Below are 22,188 nucleotides of genomic sequence, written 5' to 3' on the forward strand. Positions count from 1 at the left end.
ATCGTACGGTGTTGCGTTATGGAGCTGATCGCCTACTTCTGGGAGCAGGAGGACGCCGTTGCCGTCGCTGCGCGGCTGGACGGTGTCGTACGGCGGGGGCGGTTCCACGGGGAGGACGACGACGAGGACCACCCGTGGCTCGTCGTACTGGACGCTGCGGTGAGCCGCTCCGAGCTGGACTCGTTGCTGACCGAACACGACGGCTGGCTGGAGACCGCGCCGGAAGAGCCGGTCGCAGCGCCGCCGCCGTTGCCTAGCGGGCCTAAGCGGTTCAAGAAGACTTGAGTTCGGTGGTGGCGATCGTGTTGGCGGCGATGAACGCCGTGTCGACCTCGTGCCCCAGACCTGACGCGGTCGGGACCTGTACGACGCCCTGCGTGGCAACGACGGGTGGCGTGATCACGTCCTGGGCGTAGTACTTGGCGGAGGCCGAGACGTCGGACGGGAGCGTGAATCCGGGGAGGCTGGAGAGCGCTATATTCGCCGCTCTCCCGATGCCGAACTCGTGCATGCCGCCGCACCAGACCGGGATACCCGCCGCGTGCGCGCGGTCGTGCGCCTCGCGGGCCGCGGTGAGCCCGCCCATCCGGGAGACCTTGATGTTGAGAACGCGGAGAGCGCCCAGAGAGAGCGCTGTCTCGAGATCTTCGACGGTCTCGATGCTCTCGTCCAAGCAGATCGGGGTATCGATGTCCTGCTGCAGGTGGGCATGGGCCAGCAGGTCGCGCGGGGCGAACGGCTGCTCGATCATCGTCAGGCCGAACTCGTCCAGCGCCTCGAGATCCTCCCACTGATGCGCGGCATAGATGCCGTTGGCATCGACGTGGAGATCGAGGTCGGGGTGGGCCGCTCGGACCGCGCGGACCGGTTCGACGTCCCAGCCGGGAGCGATCTTCAGTTTCACGCGGGGGTAACCGGCTGCAAGGTGCCGGTCGACCTCGGCCAGCAGGTCGTCGATCGTCGGCTCGATGCCGAGCGAGACGCCGGCCACGACCTCACTCCGGACACCGCCGAGCGCCTCGGCCAGCGATACACCGTTGATAGTTGCCCAGAGCACCCATCCGGCCGTGTCCAGGCCGGACTTGGCGAACTGGTTGCCGCGAACCTTCGCCCACAGCTGCGGAAGCTGCTCGGGGTGTTCCCATTCCTGGCCGAGGATCGCGGGAACGAGATAGCGCTCTCCCATGTGCCAGCAGGTCTCGACGGTCTCGGGCGCGTAGTACGGGTCGGACGGCGAGGCGATCTCTCCCCAGCCGGTTGCGCCGGAGGCATCGGTCAGCTCGACCAGGATGTGGTCGAGGAGGCTCTTGCCGTGTGAGCTGGTCCGGAACTCGTGCACCAGCGGCAACCGGACTCGGTGCAACCTGGCCGCGAGGATCTTCATGCTGTTCCTCTCACGAGATGTACAGACCCAGCTCGGTGTTCAGGCGATCGCGCTCTCCCAGGCGTCGGCGGGCGCCTTTGGCGCTGGCCGTGGTGAGGGTCGCGAGAACGTGCAGGACGGAGGCGATCACTGTCGGCGAGTCGACGTACGACGCGCTTCCGGTGGCGACGTAGATGCACTGATCCGCGACCGCTGCGAGTGGGGCGTCTTCGAAGTCGGTGACGACGACGAGCTCACCGCCTGCCGACTTGAAGGAACGCGCGATCTCGACTGTGTCCCGGCGGTACCGGCGGAACGAGAACGCGACCATCAGGTCGCTGGACCGGACATCGGACAGTACGTCGACCGCGCGCACGACCGTTCCGTCGACGAGTGTTACCTGGGACAGGCCGGCGCTCAGGTCGAAGGCGAGCAGGGATGCGTACGAGAACGACTTCGCCGAACCGACCACGAATCGGCGCCGGGCCGCGACGATCCGGGCCGCGGCCAGCGCGATCGCGTCGTCGGCCAGGATCTTGTCGAGCGCTTCCTCGATCGAGGCTCGCTCCTGCTCGATCACGCGCCGCTGGAGCAGCGTCGACGACCGCCGTTGCAGGCGCGCGTCGTACCGGTCCTGGGGGCTGGCGAGTTCGCGGTTCCGCTCGTCATCGGCCGTCATTCGGCTGGTCCGAACAGGTACGACGCGGTGTGCTCGTCGTCGCGGTGGATGCCGGTGGCAACGAGTCCCTTGGCCAGGAGTTCGGCGAATTCGTCGCGGACGCGGGAAACCGAGAGAGCGCTCACTGCGGCGCGATCAACCGGGATCTCGACCCGAGCAACCGGTTCTGGGAGTTGCACCTTCTCCTGGGTCAAGTTCCATTCGACGACTAGGCGGTCGGTGCCGGGGCCGTACAGGTCGGGGCGGTACCAGCGGGCGCGGGCGCCTAGGACGTTCAGGTTGAAGTGGGCGTTGCGCACCTGGAACGGGTCATACGTCCAGCGCATCCGGGTCATGCCGTTCGCGAGGGCGACCTCGCGTTGCGCGTACTTGAGCATCCGCCCGAGGCCGCGGCCCTGCAGGTCCGCGGACACGACGGCTGATTGCGAGTAATGGTAGAGAGCGCTCTCCGATGTTCCCGGGAAGCCGTAGGCGAAGGCGACGAGACGATCAGACGCGTCCAGAACGCCGACCACGGATCCGCCGTTGCCGGCCAGGGCTGCGAGCAAGCGCGGGTTCAGGCCGTGATCCGGCTGCTGGTAGCCGAAGACCTCGCGATACAGCGCCGCAGCTTCGGCGTACTGCTCCGGGGTCTGCAGTGAGACCGCCCGGAAGTCGTCGGACACTACGCGCTCCTCTCGAAGATACGAAACGGATCATGTCCGTCGTACGAGTAGAACGCTCGACTTCCGGGTCAGTCAATCAGCGACCGGATGATGATACGGATGCTATCTGTTGGTCGGCCAGAGTTGGTGGACGGTTCCGGCCGAGCCGCCGCCGCGGCGGGTGGGCTCGGCAGCAGCCAGGAAACCGCCGTTGGGCAGGAACTCGAGCGCAGCCACAGCGCCGATCTCGGCAGCCGAGGTGAACGCATCCCCGGACGGCACGAGCGTGTGACCGTACGGCTTGAGCGCAGCGCCGTAGGCGTCGATGAACGGCGGCTCGGCGGTGACGTTGGCCGTGTTGCGCTGCGAGGCGCGCGGTGCAGCCACCGCCTCAGGCAGCGTCATACCGCGGTCAACGCGGTTCGTCAGGGTCTGCAGCACCGTGGTGATGATGGTCGACCCACCCGGCGAACCGAGTGCGAGGAACGGCTTCCCGTCGCGCAGCACGATCGTCGGCGACATCGACGAGCGCGGGCGCTTCCCCGGCTGGATGCGGTTCGGGTCGGCGTCGCTGTAGACGGTGGAGAAGTCGGTGAGCTCGTTGTTCAGCAGGAAGCCACGGCCGGGGACGGTGATGCCGCTACCGCCGGTCTGCTCGATGGTCAGGGTGTACGAGACCACGTTGCCCCACTTGTCCGCGGCAACCAGGTGCGTGGTGGACAGGCCCTCGGTGTCCGGGCGCTCGTTGGTCACGGTCGTTGCGCCACAAGCGCCGTACTGGCCGTCCGGCACACCAGGCTTGACCGGCTTCACCGCAGCCTTGGCCGGGTCGATCAGACAGGAGCGCTCGGCACCGAAGCCGCGTGACAACAGCTCCTTCGTCGGTACGTCGACGTACGCCGGATCACCGACGTACGCACCGCGGTCGGCGAAGGCGAGTGCCGACGCCTCGAGGTAGCTGTGCAGGGCTTGCGGAGTCGACTGCTTGCTCAGCTGCAGCGGAGTGAGGATGTTGAGCGCCTCCCCGACTGTAGTGCCACCAGATGAGGACGGTGCCATGCCGTAGACGTCCAGTCCGTCGTACCGGACCTTGGTCGGCGCACGGTCGATCACCTTGTACTTCGCGAGGTCCGCAGTGGTCAGGTGGCCGGGCATGACCGGTAGTGCGGTCCCAGGCGTCTTCGGCGGGTTCTTCACCGTCGCCTCGATCTCACCAGCCAACTGGCCGCCATAGAACGCCGGGAGCCCCTTAGCGCCGAGCAGGCGGTAGGTGTCGGCCAGCTCGGGGTTCTTGAACACCGTGCCGACCTGCGGCGCGTCACCACCGGGCAGGAACAGCTTCGCGGTCGGCACGATCGCAGCGAACCGGGCCTTGTTGTCCAGCGTCTGGCTGCGGAATGTGGTGTCGACGACAAACCCGTGCTGCGCCAGATCCGCGGCCGGCTTCAGCGCCTTCCCCAGCGACAACGTGCCCCACTGCCGCAACGCGCGGTCCCACGTGGCCGGCGTACCAGGAATGCCGACTGACACCCCAGAAGTGACCAGCTCCGGGAAGAACCGGTACGGCGCGCCTGTCGCCGGGTCGATGAACGCATTGGTCGGCATCGCGGCCGGTGCGGTCTCGCGGCCGTCGATCGTGAGCACCTTGCGCTGCTTGGCGTTGTAGAAGACGAAGTACCCGCCACCGCCGATACCTGCGGAGTACGGCTCGGTGACACCGAGTGCTGCGGCAGTAGCGACCGCCGCGTCGACCGCGTTGCCCCCACGGCGCAGTACGTCGAGACCGATCTTGGTCGCATCAGGGTCGACCGAGGCGACAGCGCCGCCGTACCCGATGGCTGTTGGGTACTTGGTGCGCGCCTGCGCCGCATCATGGGCCGGCTCCGGCACCAATGGCTTCGGTGGGCTCGCGGACGCACCGCTCAGACCGAAACCGGACAGGACTAGCGCACTCGCGGACAGCGACGCGATCAGCTTCTTCACCGGGTCTCCAGGAGCTCAGGCGGCAGGGATCTGTCCCTTGCCTATCCCGAACTCGCCCCGGGCGCCAGTCGAAAGGCGCATCCGGAGCAGATCAGTTGATCGTGCAGGACCCCAGGAACTGGCGCACCGTCTCGTCGGTCCAGGCCTGGTCCCCCGCCGGAGCCTCGACCAGCAGCCACTGACCGGACACCTGCACCTGACCGGTCAACCGGCCGGCCAGCGTCCCGATGTGGTACCTCTTGCCGGCCGCATCGGTCACCCGGACCCCGTCCAGCGTCAGTGCGGACTCCCGGCGCTCCAGCACCACCTTCGCGGCCACCTCTGCGGTCCGCATCTCCGGCTGCGCCAGTACGACCCGGTCGGCCGCGATCGGCTTCTCGGCGACCCAGCCGACCGGGGCGAGGGTGCAGCCGATCGTGTTCCAGGCCTGCTGGTTGGCCGCGAGCTCGACACCACTGGAGAACAACGACATGGGGCCTTCACTGGCCTTCGCGCTCGGTGCGGTCGATCCGGCCGCACTCCCGGAGGCCGCGACCGACGACTCGTTCTCACCGCCAGCCGCAACCGGTGCATCGCCGGCACCGCCCCACCACTTCAGTTGGCCGAACGCGAGCACCGCGGCCGACACCGCGGCCACGCACAGCACTCCGGTCACCCGGCGGCGCCGTTTGATCCGGCGCAACGCTCGCCGCCCCCGCGCGACGTCCGCGTCGATATCCGCCGGCGGCAGGCCATCGGCGGCCTCCTCGGCGAACCCCTCCAGCAACTTCTTGACCTCGTCCACTACTCCGCTTCCGTCCCTCTCCCGGCGGTGTCGGCCGGGATATCAGCCACTCCCCGTTGCCTGATCCGGCTGTTCGTCGGTCATCAGGTCCTTCAAACGCTTGAGCGCCTTGGCGGTCTGGCTCTTCACCGTTCCCTCGGTGCACTCCAGGATCCGCGCGCAGGTCGCGACGTCGAGATCCTGGAAGTACCGCAGTACCAGGACCGCGCGCTGGCGGGGCGCCAGGTCCAGCAGCGCCCGCCGGACCGCGATCGTGTCCACCGGATCCGTCTCGTCGGCCAGTCTCGGCTCGAGCGTGTCGGCGGTCACCACCTCGGGGTGGCGGCCGGCCCGGCGGCGCTCGTCCAGGAACGCGTTCACCAGAATGCGGTGCGCGTACGGCCCGGCGCCTTCGTGCCGGATCCGGTGCCAGTGCACGTAGACCCGGGTACAGGCGGTCTGGACCAGATCCTCCGCGGTATGCGAATCCCCCGCGGTCAGCAACAGCGCCGTTCTCATCAATCGGGTGCGATCCGCGAGCAAGTACTCGCGGAACTCCGCCTCACGGTCACCCCCTCGCATCGACGACCCCCGCGGTGGGGGCGTTTTCTACCCCGACTACGCCATCGGCACCCGTTCGGTTGCCTGCGGCCAGCACATCGATCGCCTTGTCCAGCAGGGCGGAGTCGTCGTACGGCAGCCAGGTGATCCGCGGATCCTTGCGGAACCACGAATCCTGTCGCCGCGCGAACCGCCGGGTCGACTGCGCGGTCCGCTCCCGGGCCTCGGCCTCGTCGATCTCGCCGTTCAGCAAAGCGATCACCTGGGAGTAGCCGAGGGCTCTGTTCGCGGTGCGGCCTTCGAGCAGGCCGTGCTTCAGCAGCTCGCGGACTTCGTCGACGAAACCGGAGTCGAACATCCGGTCCACCCGCCGGCCGATCCGCTCGTCGAGCTCCGGCCGCGGTACGTCGAGACCGATCTGAACAGCCGGGTAGACATAGCGGTGCTCGGGCAGCGTCGCACTGTACGGCGCTCCGGTGATCTCGACGACCTCCAGCGCGCGGACGATTCGGCGACCGTTGCTGGGGAGGATCTGGGCCGCGGCCTTCGGGTCGACGGCTTCGAGCTTCTGGTGGAGCGCACCGGATCCGAGGTCTTCGAGCTCAGCTTCCAACCGCTCCCGTACGGCGGGGTCGGTGCCGGGGAAGGTGAAGTCGTCGAGGATCGCCCGCACGTAGAGCGCGGACCCTCCGGCCAGGACCGGAATTACCTGCCGACTCGCGCAGTCGTCGATCGCGGACCGCGCCAGCTGCTGGAACTCGGCCACGGTCGCGGTCTCGGTCACGTCGAGAATGTCGAGCAGATGATGCGGTACGCCGCTCCGCTCGGGGACGGTGATCTTCGCCGTACCGATGTCCATCCCGCGGTAGACCTGCATCGCGTCCGCGTTCACGACCTCGCCGCCCAGGCGTTTGCACAGGGCAACGGACAGGTCGGACTTGCCGGCCGCTGTGGGGCCGACGACCGCGACGACGAGGGGTTCGGCCATCGCTCCAGTGTGGCAGTTCAAGTCTGCACCAAGAAGCATCGGGGTGCCCTTGTGGATGACCCCGGAAGACGGGTAGACACGACAGCAGTTCGCAACACCGGATTACGGGAGGAATGAAGCTGTGACGAATCCGTTCGAGGGAGAGTCCGAAGCGGCCAAGGACGCTTTGGGTCTGGGGGACGACGAGCTGGACGCCGCGAAGCGCAGCGGCGGTGACGTCGAACTGAAGGCGAGTGGTGGCGACGTGGAGTCCGGCGGTGACGTCGAATCGGGCGGTGACGTCGAGTCGGGTGGCGATGTCGAGTCGGGTGGCGGCAGCCAGGACTCCGGCGGCGACGTCGAGTAACAACCGCTGAATTCCTGTCCGACAGTTCGCGGCGGTCCTAGGACTTCAAGGGCCATTGATGTAATCATCTACCGCTAGCTGTCAGTAAGCAGTTCACTACGCAGGAATGGGAGCCCCCAGCGATGGGCATCTTCGACAAGTTCAAGGACAAGGCCGAGGACCTGAAGGACAAGGCCGGCGACCTGGTCGATCAGCACGGCGACAAGGTCGGCGACGGTCTGGACAAGGCCGGTGACTTCGTCGACGAGAAGACCGGCGGCAAGTACGGCGACAAGATCGACCAGGGTGTCGACAAGGCCAAGGACGGCCTCGATGGCCTCGACGGCCAGAACGACGACATCCCGGACGCGGACAAGCCTGCCTGAACGCTTCCTTGACAAAGGGCCGCGAGCACTCCGCTCGCGGCCCTTTGCTGTTGTGGACGGAGTACCGCGGATGAGATCCAGCCGGCTGATGACGTCGTTGTTCCTGGTGCGTCACGACCAATTGCTGCTGTTGTATCGCCGGGGATCCCGGGCGATCGACGACTCATGGGTGGGGATCGGCGGCCACCTCGAGCCGGCTGAGATGAGCAACCCGGCAGCTGGCGTTGTGCGCGAACTGGAAGAGGAGATCGGGGTTTCCGCTGGGCAGATCTCCGGGCTGGCGCTGCGGTACGTCGCGTTGCGGGACACCGGCACCGAACTCCGTCACACCTACTACTTCACGGCCGTGCTGAAGGACGACGTACTGGTGCCTTCATCGTGTGCGGAGGGCGATCTGCGGTGGTTCGACCTCACAGTGGATCCGTCGGCGCTGGAGATGCCACCGACCGCGCGCCTCGCCCTCGGCCACTGGCTGCAGACGGGCCGGTACGACGAGGCGCTGCGGTTCATCACGATCGACGCCTCCGCCCGAGGTGCGGTCAGCGGAGGCGGCGGGCTACTGCGGGGATGATGAGGGCGGCGGCGACCAGGTGGGTGGTCATCAGGAGGGCCTTGGTCGTGGGGGCGGCGTCGGCGAGGACGTCGGGGGTGAAGGACAGGGCGGTCAGGGCGACGGTGATGCGGATCCAGGCCGTGCGCGGGCGGGCGGCGAACCGGCGGAGACCCAGGGCGATGAGGAGGCCTAGGGCCGCGAAGATGGTGGTCATGACCGCGAAGCCGGGGACCGGGATCGGGGCGCCGGCGACGTTGAGGCTGATGCCGGCGGCTTGGGCGGTGCCTGCGACTGCCGCGGTGGCGACGGCGGCGAGGACGGTGGCTACGGCGCCGTCGCGAAGCAGGAGTCCGGTGGACGGGGCAACGGTCGTGGTGGTGAGGGTGACGGTCATGGTGACCTCCGGGGCAGTGGAGCGGCCTGGCGCCGATCTCTTACCTGTACGTCGAAGCGGACCCACGTGAATTGACACGTGTGGTCGAGATTCTTTGGCGCGTGGTTGTCGGTGGGGGTGGTTAGGGTCTGGGAATGGATCGGTTTCGGGTGGTGCCGGCGGCGTACGTGGTGTTGCGGCGGGGCGACGAGGTGCTGATGATGCTGCGAGCCAACACCGGGTATATGGACGGGTATTGGGCGGTGCCGGCCGGGCATGTGGAGCACGGGGAGTCTGCGGTGGAGGCCGCGGTGCGGGAGGTCCGCGAGGAGGTCGGGGTGGAGATCGCTCCGGAGGATTTGGTGCCGGTGACCGCTATGCATCGGACGGGCGGGAACGGCGACCCGATCGACGAACGAGTCGACTTCTTCTTCACGACGTCGCGGTGGACAGGTGAGCCACGGACGATGGAGCCAGGGAAGGCGGACGGGCTGGGGTGGTTCGCGCTCGACAAACTCCCGGAGCCGACAGTGCCGCATGAGGCGCGCGTGCTGGCGGGGCTGGACACTGGACTGCCCGCCGTCATCGTCCAAGGCTTCAACTGAGCCCAGTTGGCGCCAACCGCCAACCGCACACCAGCTAGCAAGAAGGCTCATAGGGTCCACCCCCTCCCCCACAACACCGTCTCGTTCACGAAACACGGAGGGGCGCAATCACAGAAGCACGCCGACGAAATCGGCCGAACGAAGCGCCGCCCCGAAGTGGACTCCGTTGGCAGCGGGCTCCAGGCGGCGATGGACCAGGGCTTCAGCTGAGCTCGCCAGCACCCCGGTCGACAAGAAACTCATCGAGCGCCTCCGTCCCCACAACACCGTCTCGTTCACGAAACACGGAGGGGCGCAATCACAGCGGCACGCCGACGAAGTCGGCCAAATGAACTGTCGCCGCGGGAGCGGTGTCCATCCGCGGCGGACTTCCTGAGGTGTTCGCCCAGGGCCCGCGCCTTCTCCCCTCAACACCGGTTCGTTCGCGGAACTCGGTCAGGCGGATCCACAGGAGCACGCCGACGAAGTCGGCCAAATGAACTGTCGCCGCGGAGCGGTGTCCTTTGACGGTGGGTTCCTGTGGTGTTTTGGTTGTGTTCATGTTGGTTCGGGGGGTGGGTTCTAATGTTCGCTGCGGTGTCAGGTAGCGACGTGGAGGCAGCTCATGGATCAGCAGTACGACGGGACGAGCCGGCGGCGGCTCTTGCAGGCGGGAGCGCTCAGCGCGGGGGCCGTGGTGGCCGGCGGGGTGCTCGACAGTGGACCGGCTGCGGCTAGTACGTCGTACGGCGGGCGCGTCGACACCGAACACCCGCGGTTCACGGTGGCCGTCGTACCGGACACGCAGTATCAGTTCGATGAGGATCGCGGCGACCCCGCACCACTGACCGCGACCTTCAACTATCTCGTCGAGCAGCGCTCAGCGGAGAACCTCGTGTTCGTCGCGCACCTCGGTGACGTGGTGGAGAACGCACTGGCCTCGGAGTTCGCGCAGGCGGATCCGGTGTTCAAGGTGCTCGACCGGGCCCGGATGCCGTACTCGGTGCTGGCCGGGAACCACGACATCGACGGTTCCAAGGACGACAGTCGCGGCGACTCGCCGTACCTCCGGACGTTCGGGCCGCAGCGGTTCCGGCGGATGGCGACGTACGGCGGCTCAACGGCGAACGGGTACAACTCGTACCACGTGTTCCGCGCGGCCGGGCGGCAGTGGTTGCTGTTGGCAATGGACTGGCGGCCGTCGGACGCGAGTTTCGCGTGGGCGCGCGCGGTGATCGCGGCGCATCCGAAGCTGCCGGTGATCCTGACGACGCACGAGCTCGTGTACGCCGACACCGGTGTCGCGGAGCTGAGCGATCACGGCAACCGGGTCTGGGATCAACTGGTGAAGGACAACGACCAGATCTTCCTCACCCTGAACGGTCACTTCTGGCCGTCTGGGCGACTCGTCAAGCAGAACGCCGCCGGACATGACGTGCACCTGCACCTGACCAACTACCAGGACCGGTACTACGGCGGTTCCGGGATGGTCCGGCTGTACCACTTCGACCTGGCCCGGAACACGATCGACGTCGAGACGATCGCCCCGTGGATTCTCAACCAGAACCCCGCCAAGCGCAGTGAGCTGGCCGCGGCCGAGATCGAGCTGACCGATGACGTCAACCGGTTCAGCGTCCCGATCGACTTCGAGCAGCGGTTCGCGGGATTCGCGCCGGTTCCGGTGCGGCCGGCCCGGCCCGCGAAGCAACTGGTGATTCCGGGAACGGCGGCGTACTGGCGGTTCGACGGGCCGGTGAGCGAGCAGGTCGTCGACCAGTCCGGGCAGGGGAACCACCTGACCCGCGTGCAGCTTGGCGGGGACGCACCGAGCGCGTCGGGCGAGTTCCACCCGGAGCAGCCGGGGCATGCGAGCTGGGTGTTCCCGGGTGGGAAGAATCCGGCCCGCGGTGGGTATCTGCAGACGGCCGACAACGCGCCGCTCAACAAGCTCACGTTCCGCGGCGGGTACACGATCGAGGCGTTCGTGAAGCTGGCCAACGACGGGCAGGACCACTCGTGGGAGGGCCTGATCTCCCGGCTCGGAACCGGGCGGGATGCCGGGAAGACGGGAAGTGACCCGGACGAGCCGGTGGTGAAGCTCGGGTTCTCCGGTGGACGGCAGGTGCAGTGGGCGGTGTACCCGCTGGATCGCAACGACACCTTCACCAACTGGGGTCACGAGCAGGTGGCCGGGCAGTGGTTCCACCTCGCGATCGTCAACGACGGACGACACAGCATCGTGTACGTCGACTCGTCGGAACTGCTCCGCAATCCCGCGACCCCGTCGAACGGGCTGGCGGCAGTCGGCAAGCCGTGGCTGGTCGGCGCCGGGCACTACGACAACACCGTCGACCAGGGGTTCGCCGGGCACATCGGTGAGGTGCGGATCGTGAGCCGCGCGCTGAAGCCGTCCCAGTTCCTGAACGCGTAGGCGGACCCCAGCCACTCACCAACCCTCGCCGGACGACCTCGGCCACGCTCAGCTGAGCGTGGCGCGGGGGCCCTGAGCGAGGTTAGTGAGTGGCACAGGTCCGGCTTAGCCGAGCATGCTCCGGATCAACGCCGCCTGCGCCGGCAACAACGCCTTCTCGGCGGGTGTCAGGGTGATGTTGTTGCTGCGGGCATCTAATGCCGCGGCTAGGCCGGGGGTTGGGTCGATCGAGTGGGCGAGGTAGGCAGCGAGGGCCTCGCGGAGGAGTGGGGACAGGTCGGCCCACGCCGGATCGAGGGCAACCTGGGCGAAGATGACCGCGGTCATCGCGATGTCGAACTCGGCGGTGCCCTCTTCGGCGTTGCGCCAGTCGATGACGATCGGACCGGCCTCGGTCGCGATCACGTTGTACGGATGCAGGTCGCCGTGGACGACGACGAGACCCGGCGTCCCGCTCGGCGCCGGGATCGCGTGCAGCCGACGATGCAGGTCGGCATGCAGTACGCCGAGCTCGGTCGCAGCGAGCTCACCGGCAACAGCTGAGTCGGCGAGCGTGGGGCCGGTGAGCCGTTCGATCACCATGTCCGCGCCGTCAACTTCCCGTACGGCGGGCACCGGGTAGCCGAACTTCGCCACGTGCCGCATGAAGTCAGCCTCGTCCCGCACCGGAAACCCATCCCGATACCGCCGAACTACCCAGTCGTCGTCCAGCGCGTACACATCCGCATCCCGCCCAGCCGCAAACGGCTCGGCACCAGGCGGAAGCAATCCCCCGCGGGTCGGCACGGACGCGGCCGACCCTATTGCGTTCACATCCGCCGCTCCGGCCGAAGAGCAGGAGTCCGACGCAGCCTCCTCGGAAGTGGTGGAGGAGGAGGGGGCAGGCTCCGCGCCCGGGGGAAGGAGAGTCGAGGGGAAGGTCGCGCCGGCAACTCGATCACCCGGCGACGCCCCACCGGAGGTGGTGGAGGGGGCGGCGGCCTCCTCCTCCGGCGGGGTCATGCGATCGCGCAACCGCCGGTGACCGGCTCCATCGGCTTGGCGCCGAGGGTGGGCATGCCGAGCATGACGCCTGCAGGTGCGGGGGGCGCGTCCTGGAGGCGTTGCCAGGCGTCGCCGGCTCGGGTTCGGCGGATGGAGCCGAAGGTGTCGGCTACCAGGTGGTGGGGGGCGGCGTAGGTGACCTCGACGGTGGCGAGGTCGCCGGGGCGGGGTGGTTCTACGCCTTCGGGGAGGGCGAAGTGGACGAGGCGGTTGTCGCGGGCGCGGCCGCTCAGGCGGTGGGTGGCGGCGTCCTTGCGGCCTTCGCCTTCGGCGACGAGGACTTCGAGGGAGCGGCCGACGGTGAGCTTGTTCTCGGCCCAGGCCATGTCGTCCTGCAGCGCGACCAGGCGCTCGTACCGCTCCTGGACGACCGCGCGCGGAACCTGGTCCTCCATCGACTCGGCCGGCGTACCAGGGCGCTTGGAGTACTGGAAGGTGAAGGCGCCGGCGAAGCGCGCCTGGCGCACGACGTCGAGCGTGCCCTGGAAGTCTTCCTCGGTCTCGCCCGGGAAGCCGACGATGATGTCGGTGGTGATCGCCGCTTCCGGCATCGCCGCCCGCACGTCTTCAATGATCTTCAGGTAGCGGTCCCGACGGTACGAACGGCGCATCGCCTTCAGCACCCGGTCCGAACCGGACTGCAGCGGCATGTGCAGTGAGGGCATCACGTTCGGCGTCTCGGCCATCGCCTCGATCACGTCGGCGGTGAAGTCGCGCGGGTGCGGCGACGTGAAGCGGACTCGCTCCAGCCCGTCGATCTCCCCGCAGGCCCGAAGCAGCTTCGAGAACGCGTAACGGTCGCCGAACTCCACGCCGTACGAGTTGACGTTCTGGCCGAGCAGGGTCACCTCGAGGACGCCTTCGGCGACGAGCGCCTCGACCTCGGCGAGCACGTCGCCGGGGCGGCGGTCCTTCTCGCGGCCGCGCAGCGCCGGGACGATGCAGAACGTGCAGGTGTTGTTGCAGCCGACGCTGACCGAAACCCAGGCCGAGTACGCCGACTCGCGCCGCGTCGGCAGCGTGGACGGGAACACGTCCAGCGACTCGAGGATCTCGACCTGCGACTCCTCGGCGATCCGAGCGCGCTCCAGCAGCACCGGCAGCGAACCGATGTTGTGGGTACCGAACACGACGTCGACCCAGGGCGCCTTCTTGGTGATGGACGCCTTGTCCTTCTGCGCCAGGCACCCGCCGACCGCGATCTGCATCCCCGGCCGCTTGGCCTTGACCGGCGCCAGGTGCCCGAGGTTGCCGTACAGCTTGTTGTCGGCGTTCTCGCGGACCGCGCAGGTGTTGAAGACCACGACATCGGCCTGGTCGCCCTCGGGCGCGCGCACGTAGCCCGCGTCCTCCATCAGGCCGCGCAGCCGCTCGGAGTCGTGGACGTTCATCTGGCACCCGTAGGTGCGGACCTCGTAAGTACGCATAACAGCCACCAAGAATACGTGCAGAAGGAGCGGCCGCCGTACACGCTTGCTAGCACTTGCTGCGGGTGGTTGCCGTGCCGCGGCAGGTTCCGGACACTCACGCGCAGTATCGTGCTCAGCGTGATGACACCATCACCCTACGCGCCGGTTCATTGCAGATCGTTACCACCACGGAACCGACCGGCGATGCGACGGCCCCCCGGCCTCCGCTAGGTTCTGGCCATGAGCGATTCCGGCACCTTGACGCAAACGGGTCTGGTGGCCCTCACCGGCGTCAACAAACATTTCGGCGAACTGCACGTCCTGAAGGACATCAACCTGTCCATCGCCAAGGGCGAGGTCGTCGTGGTGATCGGCCCGTCCGGGTCCGGCAAGTCGACGCTCTGCCGCGCGATCAACCGGCTCGAGACGATCGACTCGGGCACCATCGAGCTGGACGGTCAGCCGCTGCCGAGCGAGGGCAAGTCGCTGGCGACCCTGCGCGCCGACGTCGGCATGGTGTTCCAGTCGTTCAACCTGTTCGCGCACAAGACGATCCTGCAGAACGTCACCCTCGGCCCGATCAAGGTCCGCAAGACCGACCCGAAGCAGGCCGAGAAGCGCGCCCTGGAGCTGCTGGAACGAGTGGGGGTGGCCAGCCAGGCGTCGAAGTACCCGGCGCAGCTGTCCGGCGGCCAGCAGCAGCGGGTCGCCATCGCCCGGGCGCTGGCGATGGATCCCAAGGTCATCCTCTTCGACGAGCCCACCTCGGCGCTCGACCCGGAGATGATCCAGGAGGTCCTGGAGGTGATGATCGACCTCGCCAAGCAGCAGATGACGATGGTCGTGGTCACCCACGAGATGGGGTTCGCGCGGAGTGCGGCGAACCGGGTGGTCTTCATGGCCGACGGCGAGATCGTCGAGCAGTCCGACCCGGAGACCTTCTTCACCAGCCCGACCTCCCGGCGCGCCCAGGACTTCCTCGGCAAGATCCTGAAGCACTGAGCTTCCGCCCGCGGCCGTACCCAGCAATCACACATCAAAGGGGAACCTGAACATGAGAATGCGTCACCTCGTCGCCGGACTCGGCGTCGCGGCGCTCGCGCTGACCGCGACCGCTTGCGGCAAGGAAGAGCCGGCGGCCGGAGGCAGCGGCGACAAGGCCGCGTCCGACTCCTGTGGCACGCTGCACAAGTTCGAGACCGCCACCGGTGTGGACGTGGCCGGCAGCCCGGCGTTCGCCAAGATCAAGAGCCGCGGCAACCTGATCGTCGGCGTCAAGGCCGACCAGCCGAACCTCGGCTACAAGGACGCCGACGGCAAGCGCTGCGGCTTCGACATCGAGGTCGCCCGGATGGTCTCGGCGAACCTGGGCTTCGACCCGGACAAGATCGAGTACAAGGAGATCCCGTCCGCCAACCGCGAGACGGCGATCGGCGGCGGCGAGATCGACTACTACGTCGGCACCTACTCGATCACCGACAAGCGCAAGGCGCTGGTCTCCTTCGCCGGCCCGTACTTCGTGGCCGGTCAGGACCTGCTGGTCAACAAGGCCGACACCTCGATGGACGCCGGCAAGACCGCGCTCAAGGGCAAGAAGGTCTGCTCCGCGACCGGCTCGACCCCGATCCAGCGGGTCAAGGACGAGCAGCTCACCGAGGCCAGCAACATCTCCGAGTTCAAGACCTACTCGGAGTGCGTCTCGCAGCTGCTGGACAAGAAGGTCGACGCCGTCACCACCGACGACGCCATCCTGAAGGGCTACGCGGCCACCGCACCCGACCAGCTCCGCGTGGTCGGCAAGCCGTTCAGCACCGAGAAGTACGGCATCGGCCTGCCGAAGGACGACAAGGCGCTGCGCGACCAGGTGAACACCATCCTGGAGAAGTCCGCGACCGACGGCACCTGGAAGTCGATCTACGACGAGACGCTCGGCAAGTCCGGTTCGCCGGGCACCCCGCCGCCGCTCGAGAAGTACTGATCCACTCCCCGGCCGCGACGTCCTCACCGGCGTCGCGGCCGGGCTCTGTAGAGGCTTAGCACGAGGAAGGTCGCGATGCTCTCGGTTCTCACCGACAACTGGGATCTGTTCCGGGACGGATTCTGGCTGACGATCAGGTTGTTCCTGGTCTCCGCCGTACTCAGTCTGGTGCTCGGCACCATCCTGGCTGCGTTCCGCGTCTCCCCGATTCCGGCTTTGCGCGCGGTCGGAACCGGCTACGTGAACACCCTGCGGAATACCCCGTTGACGCTTGTCTTCGCCTTCTTGTTCTTCGGCGCGGCCAAGACGGACCTGGCGCTCCCGTCGCCGTTCTGGTCGGGCGTCGGGGCATTGACGATCTACACCGCGGCGTTCGTCTGCGAGGTGGTCCGGTCCGGCGTCAACACCGTCTCCCCCGGCCAGTCCGAGGCCGCCCGAGCAGTCGGTATGACGTTCTTCCAGGTGCTGACGCTGATCGTGCTGCCGCAGGCGTTCCGGGCGATCGTCCCGCCGCTGTCCAGCGTGTTCATCGCGCTGCTGAAGAACACCACGATCGCGGCCGGCTTCTCGCTCGCCGAGGCCGGTGCGATTTCCTTCGCGATGTCCGAGCGCGGCGAGAACCAGCTGCTCACGCTGACCTGGATCGCGATCGGCTTCCTGATTCTCATTGTCCCGCTGATGTTCCTGCAGCGGTGGGCCGAACGACGGACGGCGGTGGCCTGATGAGTTCAGTCCTGTACGAGGTCCCCGGTCCGCGCGGCAAGCTCCGCAACCGGGTCTCCAACATCGTCGTCGTGATCGTGGTAGCCGGCGTCGTCGCCTGGCTGATCAACCGGCTCTACGTCAACGGCCAGTTCGAAGGCCGGCTGTGGCGCCAGTTCCAGTACACCGCGATCCAGCAGCAGTTGCTCGAAGGTCTGCTCAACACGCTGCGCGCGGCCGGAACAGCTACCGTCCTCGCACTCGTGTTCGGGGCCGTGTTCGCCGCGGCGCGGATCAGTGATCACAAGTGGGTCCGGGTCCCGGCGACGTACCTCGTCGAGCTGTTCCGCGCGATCCCGCTGCTGATCATGATGATCTTCTTCTACTTCGCGAACATCCAGTTCCAGTGGGGCCTCGGCCCGTTCTGGGCGGTCGTGCTCGGGCTGACGCTGTACAACGGCTCGGTGCTCGCGGAAATCTTCCGGGCCGGGATCGCCGCCGTACCGAAGGGGCAGCGCGAAGCGGCCTACGCCCTCGGTCTGCGCAAGAACCAGGTCGTCCGGCTGGTCCTGCTGCCGCAGGCGATCAGCGCGATGCTGCCCGCGATCGTCTCCCAGCTCGTCGTCCTGCTGAAGGACACCGCGCTCGGCTTCGTCATCACCTACGGCGAACTGCTGTACGTCGGCAAGCAGATGGGCGGCCGGCTCCAGTACGGCTTCCCCTACATCCCGACGTACATCGTCATCGCGGTCATCTACATCGGCCTGTGCTCGCTGCTGTCGCTGCTGGCCCGCTACCTCGAGGGCCGCTCCCGGCGCCGCCGCAAGATCACCGGCGCCCCGCCGCCGATCACCGCGGCGCCCGCCCCCGGCGCAGCCGCAGGCACCGACGCACTCTGAACAACCGAAGGCCCCTCTCGCCGAGAGGGGCCTTCGTCGTACTGCGCATCTTCCCCCGCGTCGGACACGAGCAGGTCCCAGGCCTCGCGGAGCAGTTGCTGGGGGTGTGAACAGGACATGGTGGCCTTGAACAAGGCATGACCTGTTCAAGAGCCCCGCGCGCGGTACGCACCCCCGAGCTGTGTCCCGCCGACTACCCGGAGCGGACCTACGCCTGTGTCCAACCTCCTCCGGCCAACTCCCCTCACACCGGTCGGCACGGTGGCTTCGCTCGCCGTGCAGTAACAGCCGGCCAGGTGCCGAGTGGAAGGAGATTGCCGCTAGAAATCGATATCCAGCTGCAGAGTTCTTTCAGTCGGCGACGCACTCCCCGCACTCGGCGTTCACACCGGCGGATGGGTCGGGAGAGCCGGATATCCGCTGTTGTTGTCGCTTCTCCGTCCGTCTACAGGGGGGAGAAGGGGCAACGCGAGGGGTTATCCGTCCTTATGGTCGGGGGAGGTGAGGAGGCGGCGCCGTTCAGCTGGGCAACGACCTTGCCGTCACCGGTATAGAGGCGGACGGAGATCCAACGTGCCGGTTCTTCCGGATCGCCAGGTTGTATCCCAGTTGGATGCCGACGCTTTGCAGATAGGCGTCGGCCTGTTCACCGAGGTATTTCCTCGCCTTCAAGGGGGCGCCAAACAGACGCGGCCCGCTCTCGTGCGCGCGGTAGCGCGCAGATTGGCGGGCGGTAGCCCGGCGAGGGGCTGGCCGCGTCTGTGGTGGCGTGGCCCACCCAGTTGGCGAGGGTGGGCCTTCGTCGTACTGGGGTCAGCGCAGGGTGTTGAAGGAGTCGCGGAGGATTTCGAGGGCCTCGGTGGTTTCTTCCTCGGTCAGGGTCATTGGCGGGGCCATTCGGAGGACGTTGCCGTAGAGGCCGCCCTTGCCGATCAGGAGGCCGCGGTTCTTGGTCTCCTGCTGGAGTTTGGCGGTGGTGGCCGCGTCGGGGGTGTTGTCGGCGGGGTTGACGATCTCGGTGGCGAGCATCAGGCCCTTGCCGCGGACGTCGGCGAGCTCGGGGAACTCCTCGGCGATGCCGCGCAGGCCGTCGGCCAGCTGGGCGCCGCGCTTGGCGGCGTTCGCCTGGAGGTCGTGGTCGAGCAGGTAGTCGATGGTGGCCTTGGCGGCGCTCGTGGAGATCGGGTTGCCGCCGAAGGTCGACAGGGAGTTCGCCTTGATGCTGTCCATCAGGCCAGGTTTGGCGACCACGCCGCCGATGGCGAAGCCGTTGCCGAGGCCCTTCGCGAACGTCATGGCATCCGGTACGACGCCGTGCGCCTGGATCCCCCAGAAGTGTTCGCCGGTGCGGCCCCAGCCGGTCTGGACCTCGTCCGAGATGAACAGGATGCCGTACTCGTCCAGCACCTCCTTGAAGGCGCCGTACAGGCCGTCGGGCGGGGAGGCGAAACCGCCGACGCCCTGGATCGGCTCGGCGATCAGGCAGGCGACGTCACCGGCGGTGGTGGTCTCGATGACGTTGCGCAGGTCGTCGACGCAGACCTTGATGTACTCGGCGTCCGGCAGGTCCCGGAACGGGCTGCGGTAGTGGTACGCGCCCTGCAGGTACTGCACGTTGACCGGCGACAGGCTGCTCGCGGACCAGCCGCGGTTGCCGGTGATCGCGACGGTGCCGAAGGCGCGGCCGTGGTACGAGTTCCGCATCGCCAGGACCTGGTTGGAACGGCGGTTCTGGGTGGCGAGCAGCAGGGCGGCCTCGTTCGCCTCGGTACCGGAGTTGGCGAAGAAGACCTTCGCGTTCTCGATCCCGGACAGCTTGGCGATCTGCTCGGCCAGCTCGATCTGCTTACGGATCAGGTACACCGTGGAGGTGTGCGCGATCCCGCTGCTCAGCTGCTCGCGCACCGCGTCGGAGATCTCCGCGATGTCGTAGCCGATCGCGTTCGTCAGGATGCCGGCGAAGAAGTCGAGATAACTGTTGCCCTCGCCGTCGGTGACCCGGCGGCCGGACCCCTGGACGATCTCGATCGGCTCCTCGTAGTACAACGCGAGCCAGTCCGGCATGACGGCCTTGTGACGCTCCCAGAGCTCCGCATGTGTCATGTCTAAGCATTACCGCAAAGCGCGGCCTGCTGATAGAGGCCTCCTCTGAGATTAGGGTGCTCTGCGTGACACAGCCCAGCATTCCGCACGTGGACATCGAGTCCCTGGACCATTTCGACCGCGTCCTGGCCGCCGGTGCGACCGCCATGGCCGGGTGGCGGGTGCAGTCGGTGGATCTGACCGGCCGTACGGCGGAGTTGCTCGGTCTGAACCCACTGGGGGCGCTGTTCCTCGGCTGCATGCTGGAGGACAAGGCGGACCGCTGGATCCGGGACGGTGGCGGACTGGTGTTCCCTGCGATCCCGGAACTGCCGTTCGACGCGTACCGCGGCACGCTGTACGACGCCGAGGAGCTGTACGCCGGTCTGGACCGCGGGTACGACGCCACCCCGGATGCCCGCATCTACGCCTGGTCACGACAGCACGACGAGCGCGGTGACACCAGTCGCACGCTAGCGGCCGCCCTGCACGACCACGCGATCGCGGACGCTCTCCACGAGCTCCCGGACACCGGTCCCTGGGTCGGCGTGATGGGCGGACACGGCATCGCGCGCGGCAGTACGACGTACCGGGCCGCTGTTCTGCTCGGTCGGGGGCTCGCACGGGCCGGTCTGACCGTCGTGACCGGTGGTGGCCCTGGCGCGATGGAGGCGGCGAACCTGGGTGCCTCACTCGCGTCGTACGACGATGCTGCCGTGGAACGCGCGCTGGCCGCGCTGGCCGCCGTACCGTCGTTCCGGCCGTCTATCGCGGAGTGGGCGTCGGTGGGACTCGCCGTACGGCGGGAGTTCCCGGGGAACGGCGGAGTGTCGATTCCGACGTGGTTCTACGGGCACGAGCCGCCCAACGTGTTCGCGTCGTCGATCGCGAAGTACTTCTCCAACGCGCAGCGTGAGGACGTGCTGCTGTCACAGGCGCGTGGCGGGATCATCTACCTGCCCGGTGCGGCCGGGACTGTGCAGGAGGTGTTCCAGGCGGTCACCCCGAACTACTACGGCGACCACGCCACCCAGATCCCGCTCATCCTGGTCGACGTCGAGCACTGGACGGAGAACCTCCCGGTCTGGCCGCTCCTGCAGTCCTTGGCGGCGGACCGCCCGATGGGCTCGTCGATCCGGTTGGTCGACTCGATCGACGAGGCCGCAGCGCTCGTCAGGCCGTAGGCGCTGGGGTGAAGGTGGTGTCGGGCACTGAGAGGGCCCAGTCGTTCATCGCGTCCAGCACCGGCCGCAGGCTCGCCCCGAGCGGCGTGAGCTCGTAGACGACGCGCGGCGGGATCTCGTTGTAGGCGGTACGCGTGACGATGCCATGCGTCTCGAAGCGCCGGAGCCGGTGCGTCAGGGTGTGGGCGGAGATGCCGGGCATGGCGTCCCGCAGCTCGGTGAACCGCTGCGGACCGCGCAGGAGCTCGCGGACGATCATCGTCGCCCACGGGCCGTCCAGCAGAATCAGGAAGCGGGCGACCCCGCACTCCGGAAGCTCTCTGGGCATTCCGTGCCTCCAATAGTGCAGTTGACGTAACTGGTGCAGTATATGCACTAATGGCTCGCATGACCTCTGTGATCCATGGCGCCACGGGTGCCCAAGGCCGTCCGCTCCTCCAGTCCCTGCTCACTGCCGGCGTACCGGCCGTGGCCGCTGTACGGGCGCCGGAGACCTACACCGGACCCGGTACGGCGATTGCTGCCGACCTGAGCTCGGTGGAGTCACTCACCGCGGTGTACCGGCAGGCGGCGGGCGTGTTCGTGCACCTGCCGATGGGACCGCCGCCGGTGGTGACGGCGTACGCGCGCAACATCGCTGAAGCGGTAGTGGAGGCTCAGCCGGGCCGCGTGGTGGTGTCGACCAGCGGTCAGGTCGTCGACAGCCCGGGGTCGCCGCTACAAGCCCCAGCGGACAGCCCAATCGCCGTACTGCTGGAGGGACTGGCGCGCAGCGGCGTCTCCACTGCAGTGCTTGCACCACGGCTGTACCTCGAGAACTTGCTGCAGCCGGCACTGTTCGACGCGGCCCGCGACGAAGGCGTCTTGCGCTATCCGCTGCGCTCCGACTTCCCCGCCTCTTGGAGTTCGCACCTGGACGTGGCTGACGCAGCAGTCCGGCTACTCGTCGACGACCGGTCCGTGACAGGCACTGTCGGCGTCGGGGCGCTCCCCGCGCTCACCGGTCCGGACCTGGCAGCGGGCTTCGCCGCCTACTTCGGCCGCCCGGTGCGCTTCGAGTCCGTCGACCCACACGACTTCGCCGCCGCCCTCATCCCGCTGTACGGCGAAGCCGCGGCCGCCGGCGTCGCCGCCTTCTACACGCTCGCTGCCACCGCCGACCATCACCAGATCGACGACAGCACCGGCACCCAGAAGCTCCTGGACCTCACCCCGCGTTCCATCCCCACCTGGCTGACCGAGGTGGTCGCCTGATGC

Annotated in this window: 25 protein-coding genes; 12 read left to right on the top strand and 13 right to left on the bottom strand. The window is 67.7% G+C overall.

Features of this window, described 5'->3' with window-relative positions:
- Positions 1-18 precede the first annotated feature (18 nt).
- A complete protein-coding gene (locus ACFTSF_RS23410; protein ID WP_380155793.1) occupies positions 19-285 on the top strand; it encodes a hypothetical protein in 267 nt (88 codons plus the stop codon).
- Here the strand turns inward: ACFTSF_RS23410 and menC are convergent.
- The 7 genes from menC to miaA form a co-directional block, all read right to left on the bottom strand.
- On the bottom strand, positions 272-1,384 hold the full coding sequence (menC, locus tag ACFTSF_RS23415) for an o-succinylbenzoate synthase (RefSeq protein ID WP_380155794.1): 1,113 nt from the start codon (positions 1,382-1,384) through the stop codon (positions 272-274). The genes ACFTSF_RS23410 and menC overlap by 14 nt on opposite strands.
- A 10-nt stretch (positions 1,385-1,394) precedes the next feature.
- Positions 1,395-2,042, bottom strand: coding sequence for a MurR/RpiR family transcriptional regulator (locus ACFTSF_RS23420; protein ID WP_380155795.1), 648 nt, complete (start codon positions 2,040-2,042; stop codon positions 1,395-1,397).
- Entirely contained in the window at positions 2,039-2,707 is a 669-nt protein-coding gene (locus tag ACFTSF_RS23425; protein WP_380155796.1) for a GNAT family N-acetyltransferase, read from the bottom strand. Before ACFTSF_RS23425 ends, ACFTSF_RS23420 begins: the two co-directional genes overlap by 4 nt.
- A gap of 102 nt (positions 2,708-2,809) precedes the next feature.
- Complete coding sequence (gene ggt / locus ACFTSF_RS23430; RefSeq protein WP_380155797.1) at positions 2,810-4,669, bottom strand: gamma-glutamyltransferase; 1,860 nt, start codon at positions 4,667-4,669, stop codon at positions 2,810-2,812.
- A 91-nt stretch (positions 4,670-4,760) separates the two neighbouring features.
- Entirely contained in the window at positions 4,761-5,453 is a 693-nt protein-coding gene (locus ACFTSF_RS23435) for a hypothetical protein (RefSeq protein WP_380155798.1), read from the bottom strand.
- Between the two features lie 42 nt (positions 5,454-5,495).
- Positions 5,496-6,014 carry a sigma-70 family RNA polymerase sigma factor gene (locus tag ACFTSF_RS23440; RefSeq protein ID WP_344155695.1) on the bottom strand — a complete coding sequence of 173 codons (519 nt, stop codon included), beginning with the start codon at positions 6,012-6,014 and terminating at the stop codon, positions 5,496-5,498.
- The gene (miaA, locus tag ACFTSF_RS23445; protein WP_380155799.1) at positions 6,001-6,981 is read right to left on the bottom strand and encodes a tRNA (adenosine(37)-N6)-dimethylallyltransferase MiaA; all 981 of its coding nucleotides are present in this window, start codon (positions 6,979-6,981) and stop codon (positions 6,001-6,003) included. The genes ACFTSF_RS23440 and miaA overlap by 14 nt, the downstream gene beginning before the upstream one ends.
- A gap of 121 nt (positions 6,982-7,102) precedes the next feature.
- On the opposite strand from miaA, the gene ACFTSF_RS23450 reads away from it, so the two are divergent.
- The 3 genes from ACFTSF_RS23450 to ACFTSF_RS23460 all read left to right on the top strand — a co-directional run bounded on the left by ACFTSF_RS23450 (position 7,103) and on the right by ACFTSF_RS23460 (position 8,263).
- Complete coding sequence (locus ACFTSF_RS23450; RefSeq protein ID WP_380155800.1) at positions 7,103-7,327, top strand: hypothetical protein; 225 nt, start codon at positions 7,103-7,105, stop codon at positions 7,325-7,327.
- Between the two features lie 122 nt (positions 7,328-7,449).
- A complete protein-coding gene (locus ACFTSF_RS23455) occupies positions 7,450-7,692 on the top strand; it encodes an antitoxin (RefSeq protein WP_344155686.1) in 243 nt (80 codons plus the stop codon).
- 70 nt (positions 7,693-7,762) lie between these two features.
- The gene (locus tag ACFTSF_RS23460; RefSeq protein ID WP_380155801.1) at positions 7,763-8,263 is read left to right on the top strand and encodes an NUDIX domain-containing protein; all 501 of its coding nucleotides are present in this window, start codon (positions 7,763-7,765) and stop codon (positions 8,261-8,263) included.
- Here the strand turns inward: ACFTSF_RS23460 and ACFTSF_RS23465 are convergent.
- Positions 8,232-8,639, bottom strand: a complete 408-nt coding sequence (locus tag ACFTSF_RS23465) for a DUF6069 family protein (RefSeq protein ID WP_380155802.1) — start codon at positions 8,637-8,639, stop codon at positions 8,232-8,234. The two genes, ACFTSF_RS23460 and ACFTSF_RS23465, sit on opposite strands and share 32 nt — an antisense overlap.
- Positions 8,640-8,773: 134 nt before the next feature.
- On the opposite strand from ACFTSF_RS23465, the gene ACFTSF_RS23470 reads away from it, so the two are divergent.
- On the top strand, positions 8,774-9,223 hold the full coding sequence (locus ACFTSF_RS23470) for an NUDIX domain-containing protein (RefSeq protein ID WP_380155803.1): 450 nt from the start codon (positions 8,774-8,776) through the stop codon (positions 9,221-9,223).
- 108 nt (positions 9,224-9,331) lie between these two features.
- Here ACFTSF_RS23470 and ACFTSF_RS23475 read toward each other — a convergent pair whose 3' ends face one another.
- Positions 9,332-9,466: a hypothetical protein gene (locus ACFTSF_RS23475; protein ID WP_380155804.1), complete on the bottom strand. Its 135-nt coding sequence runs from the start codon at positions 9,464-9,466 to the stop codon at positions 9,332-9,334.
- A 361-nt stretch (positions 9,467-9,827) separates the two neighbouring features.
- Between ACFTSF_RS23475 and ACFTSF_RS23480 the strand changes: the two genes are divergently transcribed.
- Entirely contained in the window at positions 9,828-11,633 is a 1,806-nt protein-coding gene (locus ACFTSF_RS23480) for a LamG-like jellyroll fold domain-containing protein (RefSeq protein ID WP_380155805.1), read from the top strand.
- 105 nt (positions 11,634-11,738) lie between these two features.
- Here ACFTSF_RS23480 and ACFTSF_RS23485 read toward each other — a convergent pair whose 3' ends face one another.
- Together ACFTSF_RS23485 and miaB are read right to left on the bottom strand one after the other, a co-directional pair.
- Positions 11,739-12,419: a phosphotransferase gene (locus tag ACFTSF_RS23485; RefSeq protein WP_380155806.1), complete on the bottom strand. Its 681-nt coding sequence runs from the start codon at positions 12,417-12,419 to the stop codon at positions 11,739-11,741.
- A gap of 212 nt (positions 12,420-12,631) precedes the next feature.
- Entirely contained in the window at positions 12,632-14,104 is a 1,473-nt protein-coding gene (miaB, locus tag ACFTSF_RS23490; protein WP_380155807.1) for a tRNA (N6-isopentenyl adenosine(37)-C2)-methylthiotransferase MiaB, read from the bottom strand.
- A gap of 255 nt (positions 14,105-14,359) precedes the next feature.
- Between miaB and ACFTSF_RS23495 the strand changes: the two genes are divergently transcribed.
- The 4 genes from ACFTSF_RS23495 (at position 14,360) to ACFTSF_RS23510 (ending at position 17,665) form a co-directional block, all read left to right on the top strand.
- The gene (locus ACFTSF_RS23495) at positions 14,360-15,088 is read left to right on the top strand and encodes an amino acid ABC transporter ATP-binding protein (protein ID WP_344155853.1); all 729 of its coding nucleotides are present in this window, start codon (positions 14,360-14,362) and stop codon (positions 15,086-15,088) included.
- 52 nt (positions 15,089-15,140) lie between these two features.
- Positions 15,141-16,064 carry a glutamate ABC transporter substrate-binding protein gene (locus tag ACFTSF_RS23500; protein ID WP_344155672.1) on the top strand — a complete coding sequence of 308 codons (924 nt, stop codon included), beginning with the start codon at positions 15,141-15,143 and terminating at the stop codon, positions 16,062-16,064.
- A gap of 75 nt (positions 16,065-16,139) precedes the next feature.
- On the top strand, positions 16,140-16,787 hold the full coding sequence (locus ACFTSF_RS23505) for an amino acid ABC transporter permease (protein WP_344155669.1): 648 nt from the start codon (positions 16,140-16,142) through the stop codon (positions 16,785-16,787).
- On the top strand, positions 16,787-17,665 hold the full coding sequence (locus ACFTSF_RS23510; protein ID WP_380155808.1) for an amino acid ABC transporter permease: 879 nt from the start codon (positions 16,787-16,789) through the stop codon (positions 17,663-17,665). Before ACFTSF_RS23505 ends, ACFTSF_RS23510 begins: the two co-directional genes overlap by 1 nt.
- An 813-nt stretch (positions 17,666-18,478) precedes the next feature.
- Here the strand turns inward: ACFTSF_RS23510 and ACFTSF_RS23515 are convergent.
- Positions 18,479-19,768: an aspartate aminotransferase family protein gene (locus ACFTSF_RS23515; protein WP_380155809.1), complete on the bottom strand. Its 1,290-nt coding sequence runs from the start codon at positions 19,766-19,768 to the stop codon at positions 18,479-18,481.
- Between the two features lie 65 nt (positions 19,769-19,833).
- Here ACFTSF_RS23515 and ACFTSF_RS23520 point away from each other — a divergent pair, with 65 nt between their 5' ends.
- Positions 19,834-20,931 carry an LOG family protein gene (locus ACFTSF_RS23520; RefSeq protein WP_380155810.1) on the top strand — a complete coding sequence of 366 codons (1,098 nt, stop codon included), beginning with the start codon at positions 19,834-19,836 and terminating at the stop codon, positions 20,929-20,931.
- Here ACFTSF_RS23520 and ACFTSF_RS23525 read toward each other — a convergent pair.
- Entirely contained in the window at positions 20,921-21,259 is a 339-nt protein-coding gene (locus ACFTSF_RS23525) for a winged helix-turn-helix transcriptional regulator (RefSeq protein ID WP_380155811.1), read from the bottom strand. The genes ACFTSF_RS23520 and ACFTSF_RS23525 overlap by 11 nt on opposite strands.
- A 59-nt stretch (positions 21,260-21,318) precedes the next feature.
- Between ACFTSF_RS23525 and ACFTSF_RS23530 the strand changes: the two genes are divergently transcribed.
- Positions 21,319-22,185, top strand: coding sequence for an SDR family oxidoreductase (locus ACFTSF_RS23530; protein ID WP_380155812.1), 867 nt, complete (start codon positions 21,319-21,321; stop codon positions 22,183-22,185).
- Positions 22,186-22,188: the final 3 nt, after the last annotated feature.

Origin of the sequence: Kribbella sp. NPDC056951 (assembly GCF_042674205.1) — a bacterium.
GTDB lineage: Bacteria > Actinomycetota > Actinomycetes > Propionibacteriales > Kribbellaceae > Kribbella > Kribbella yunnanensis.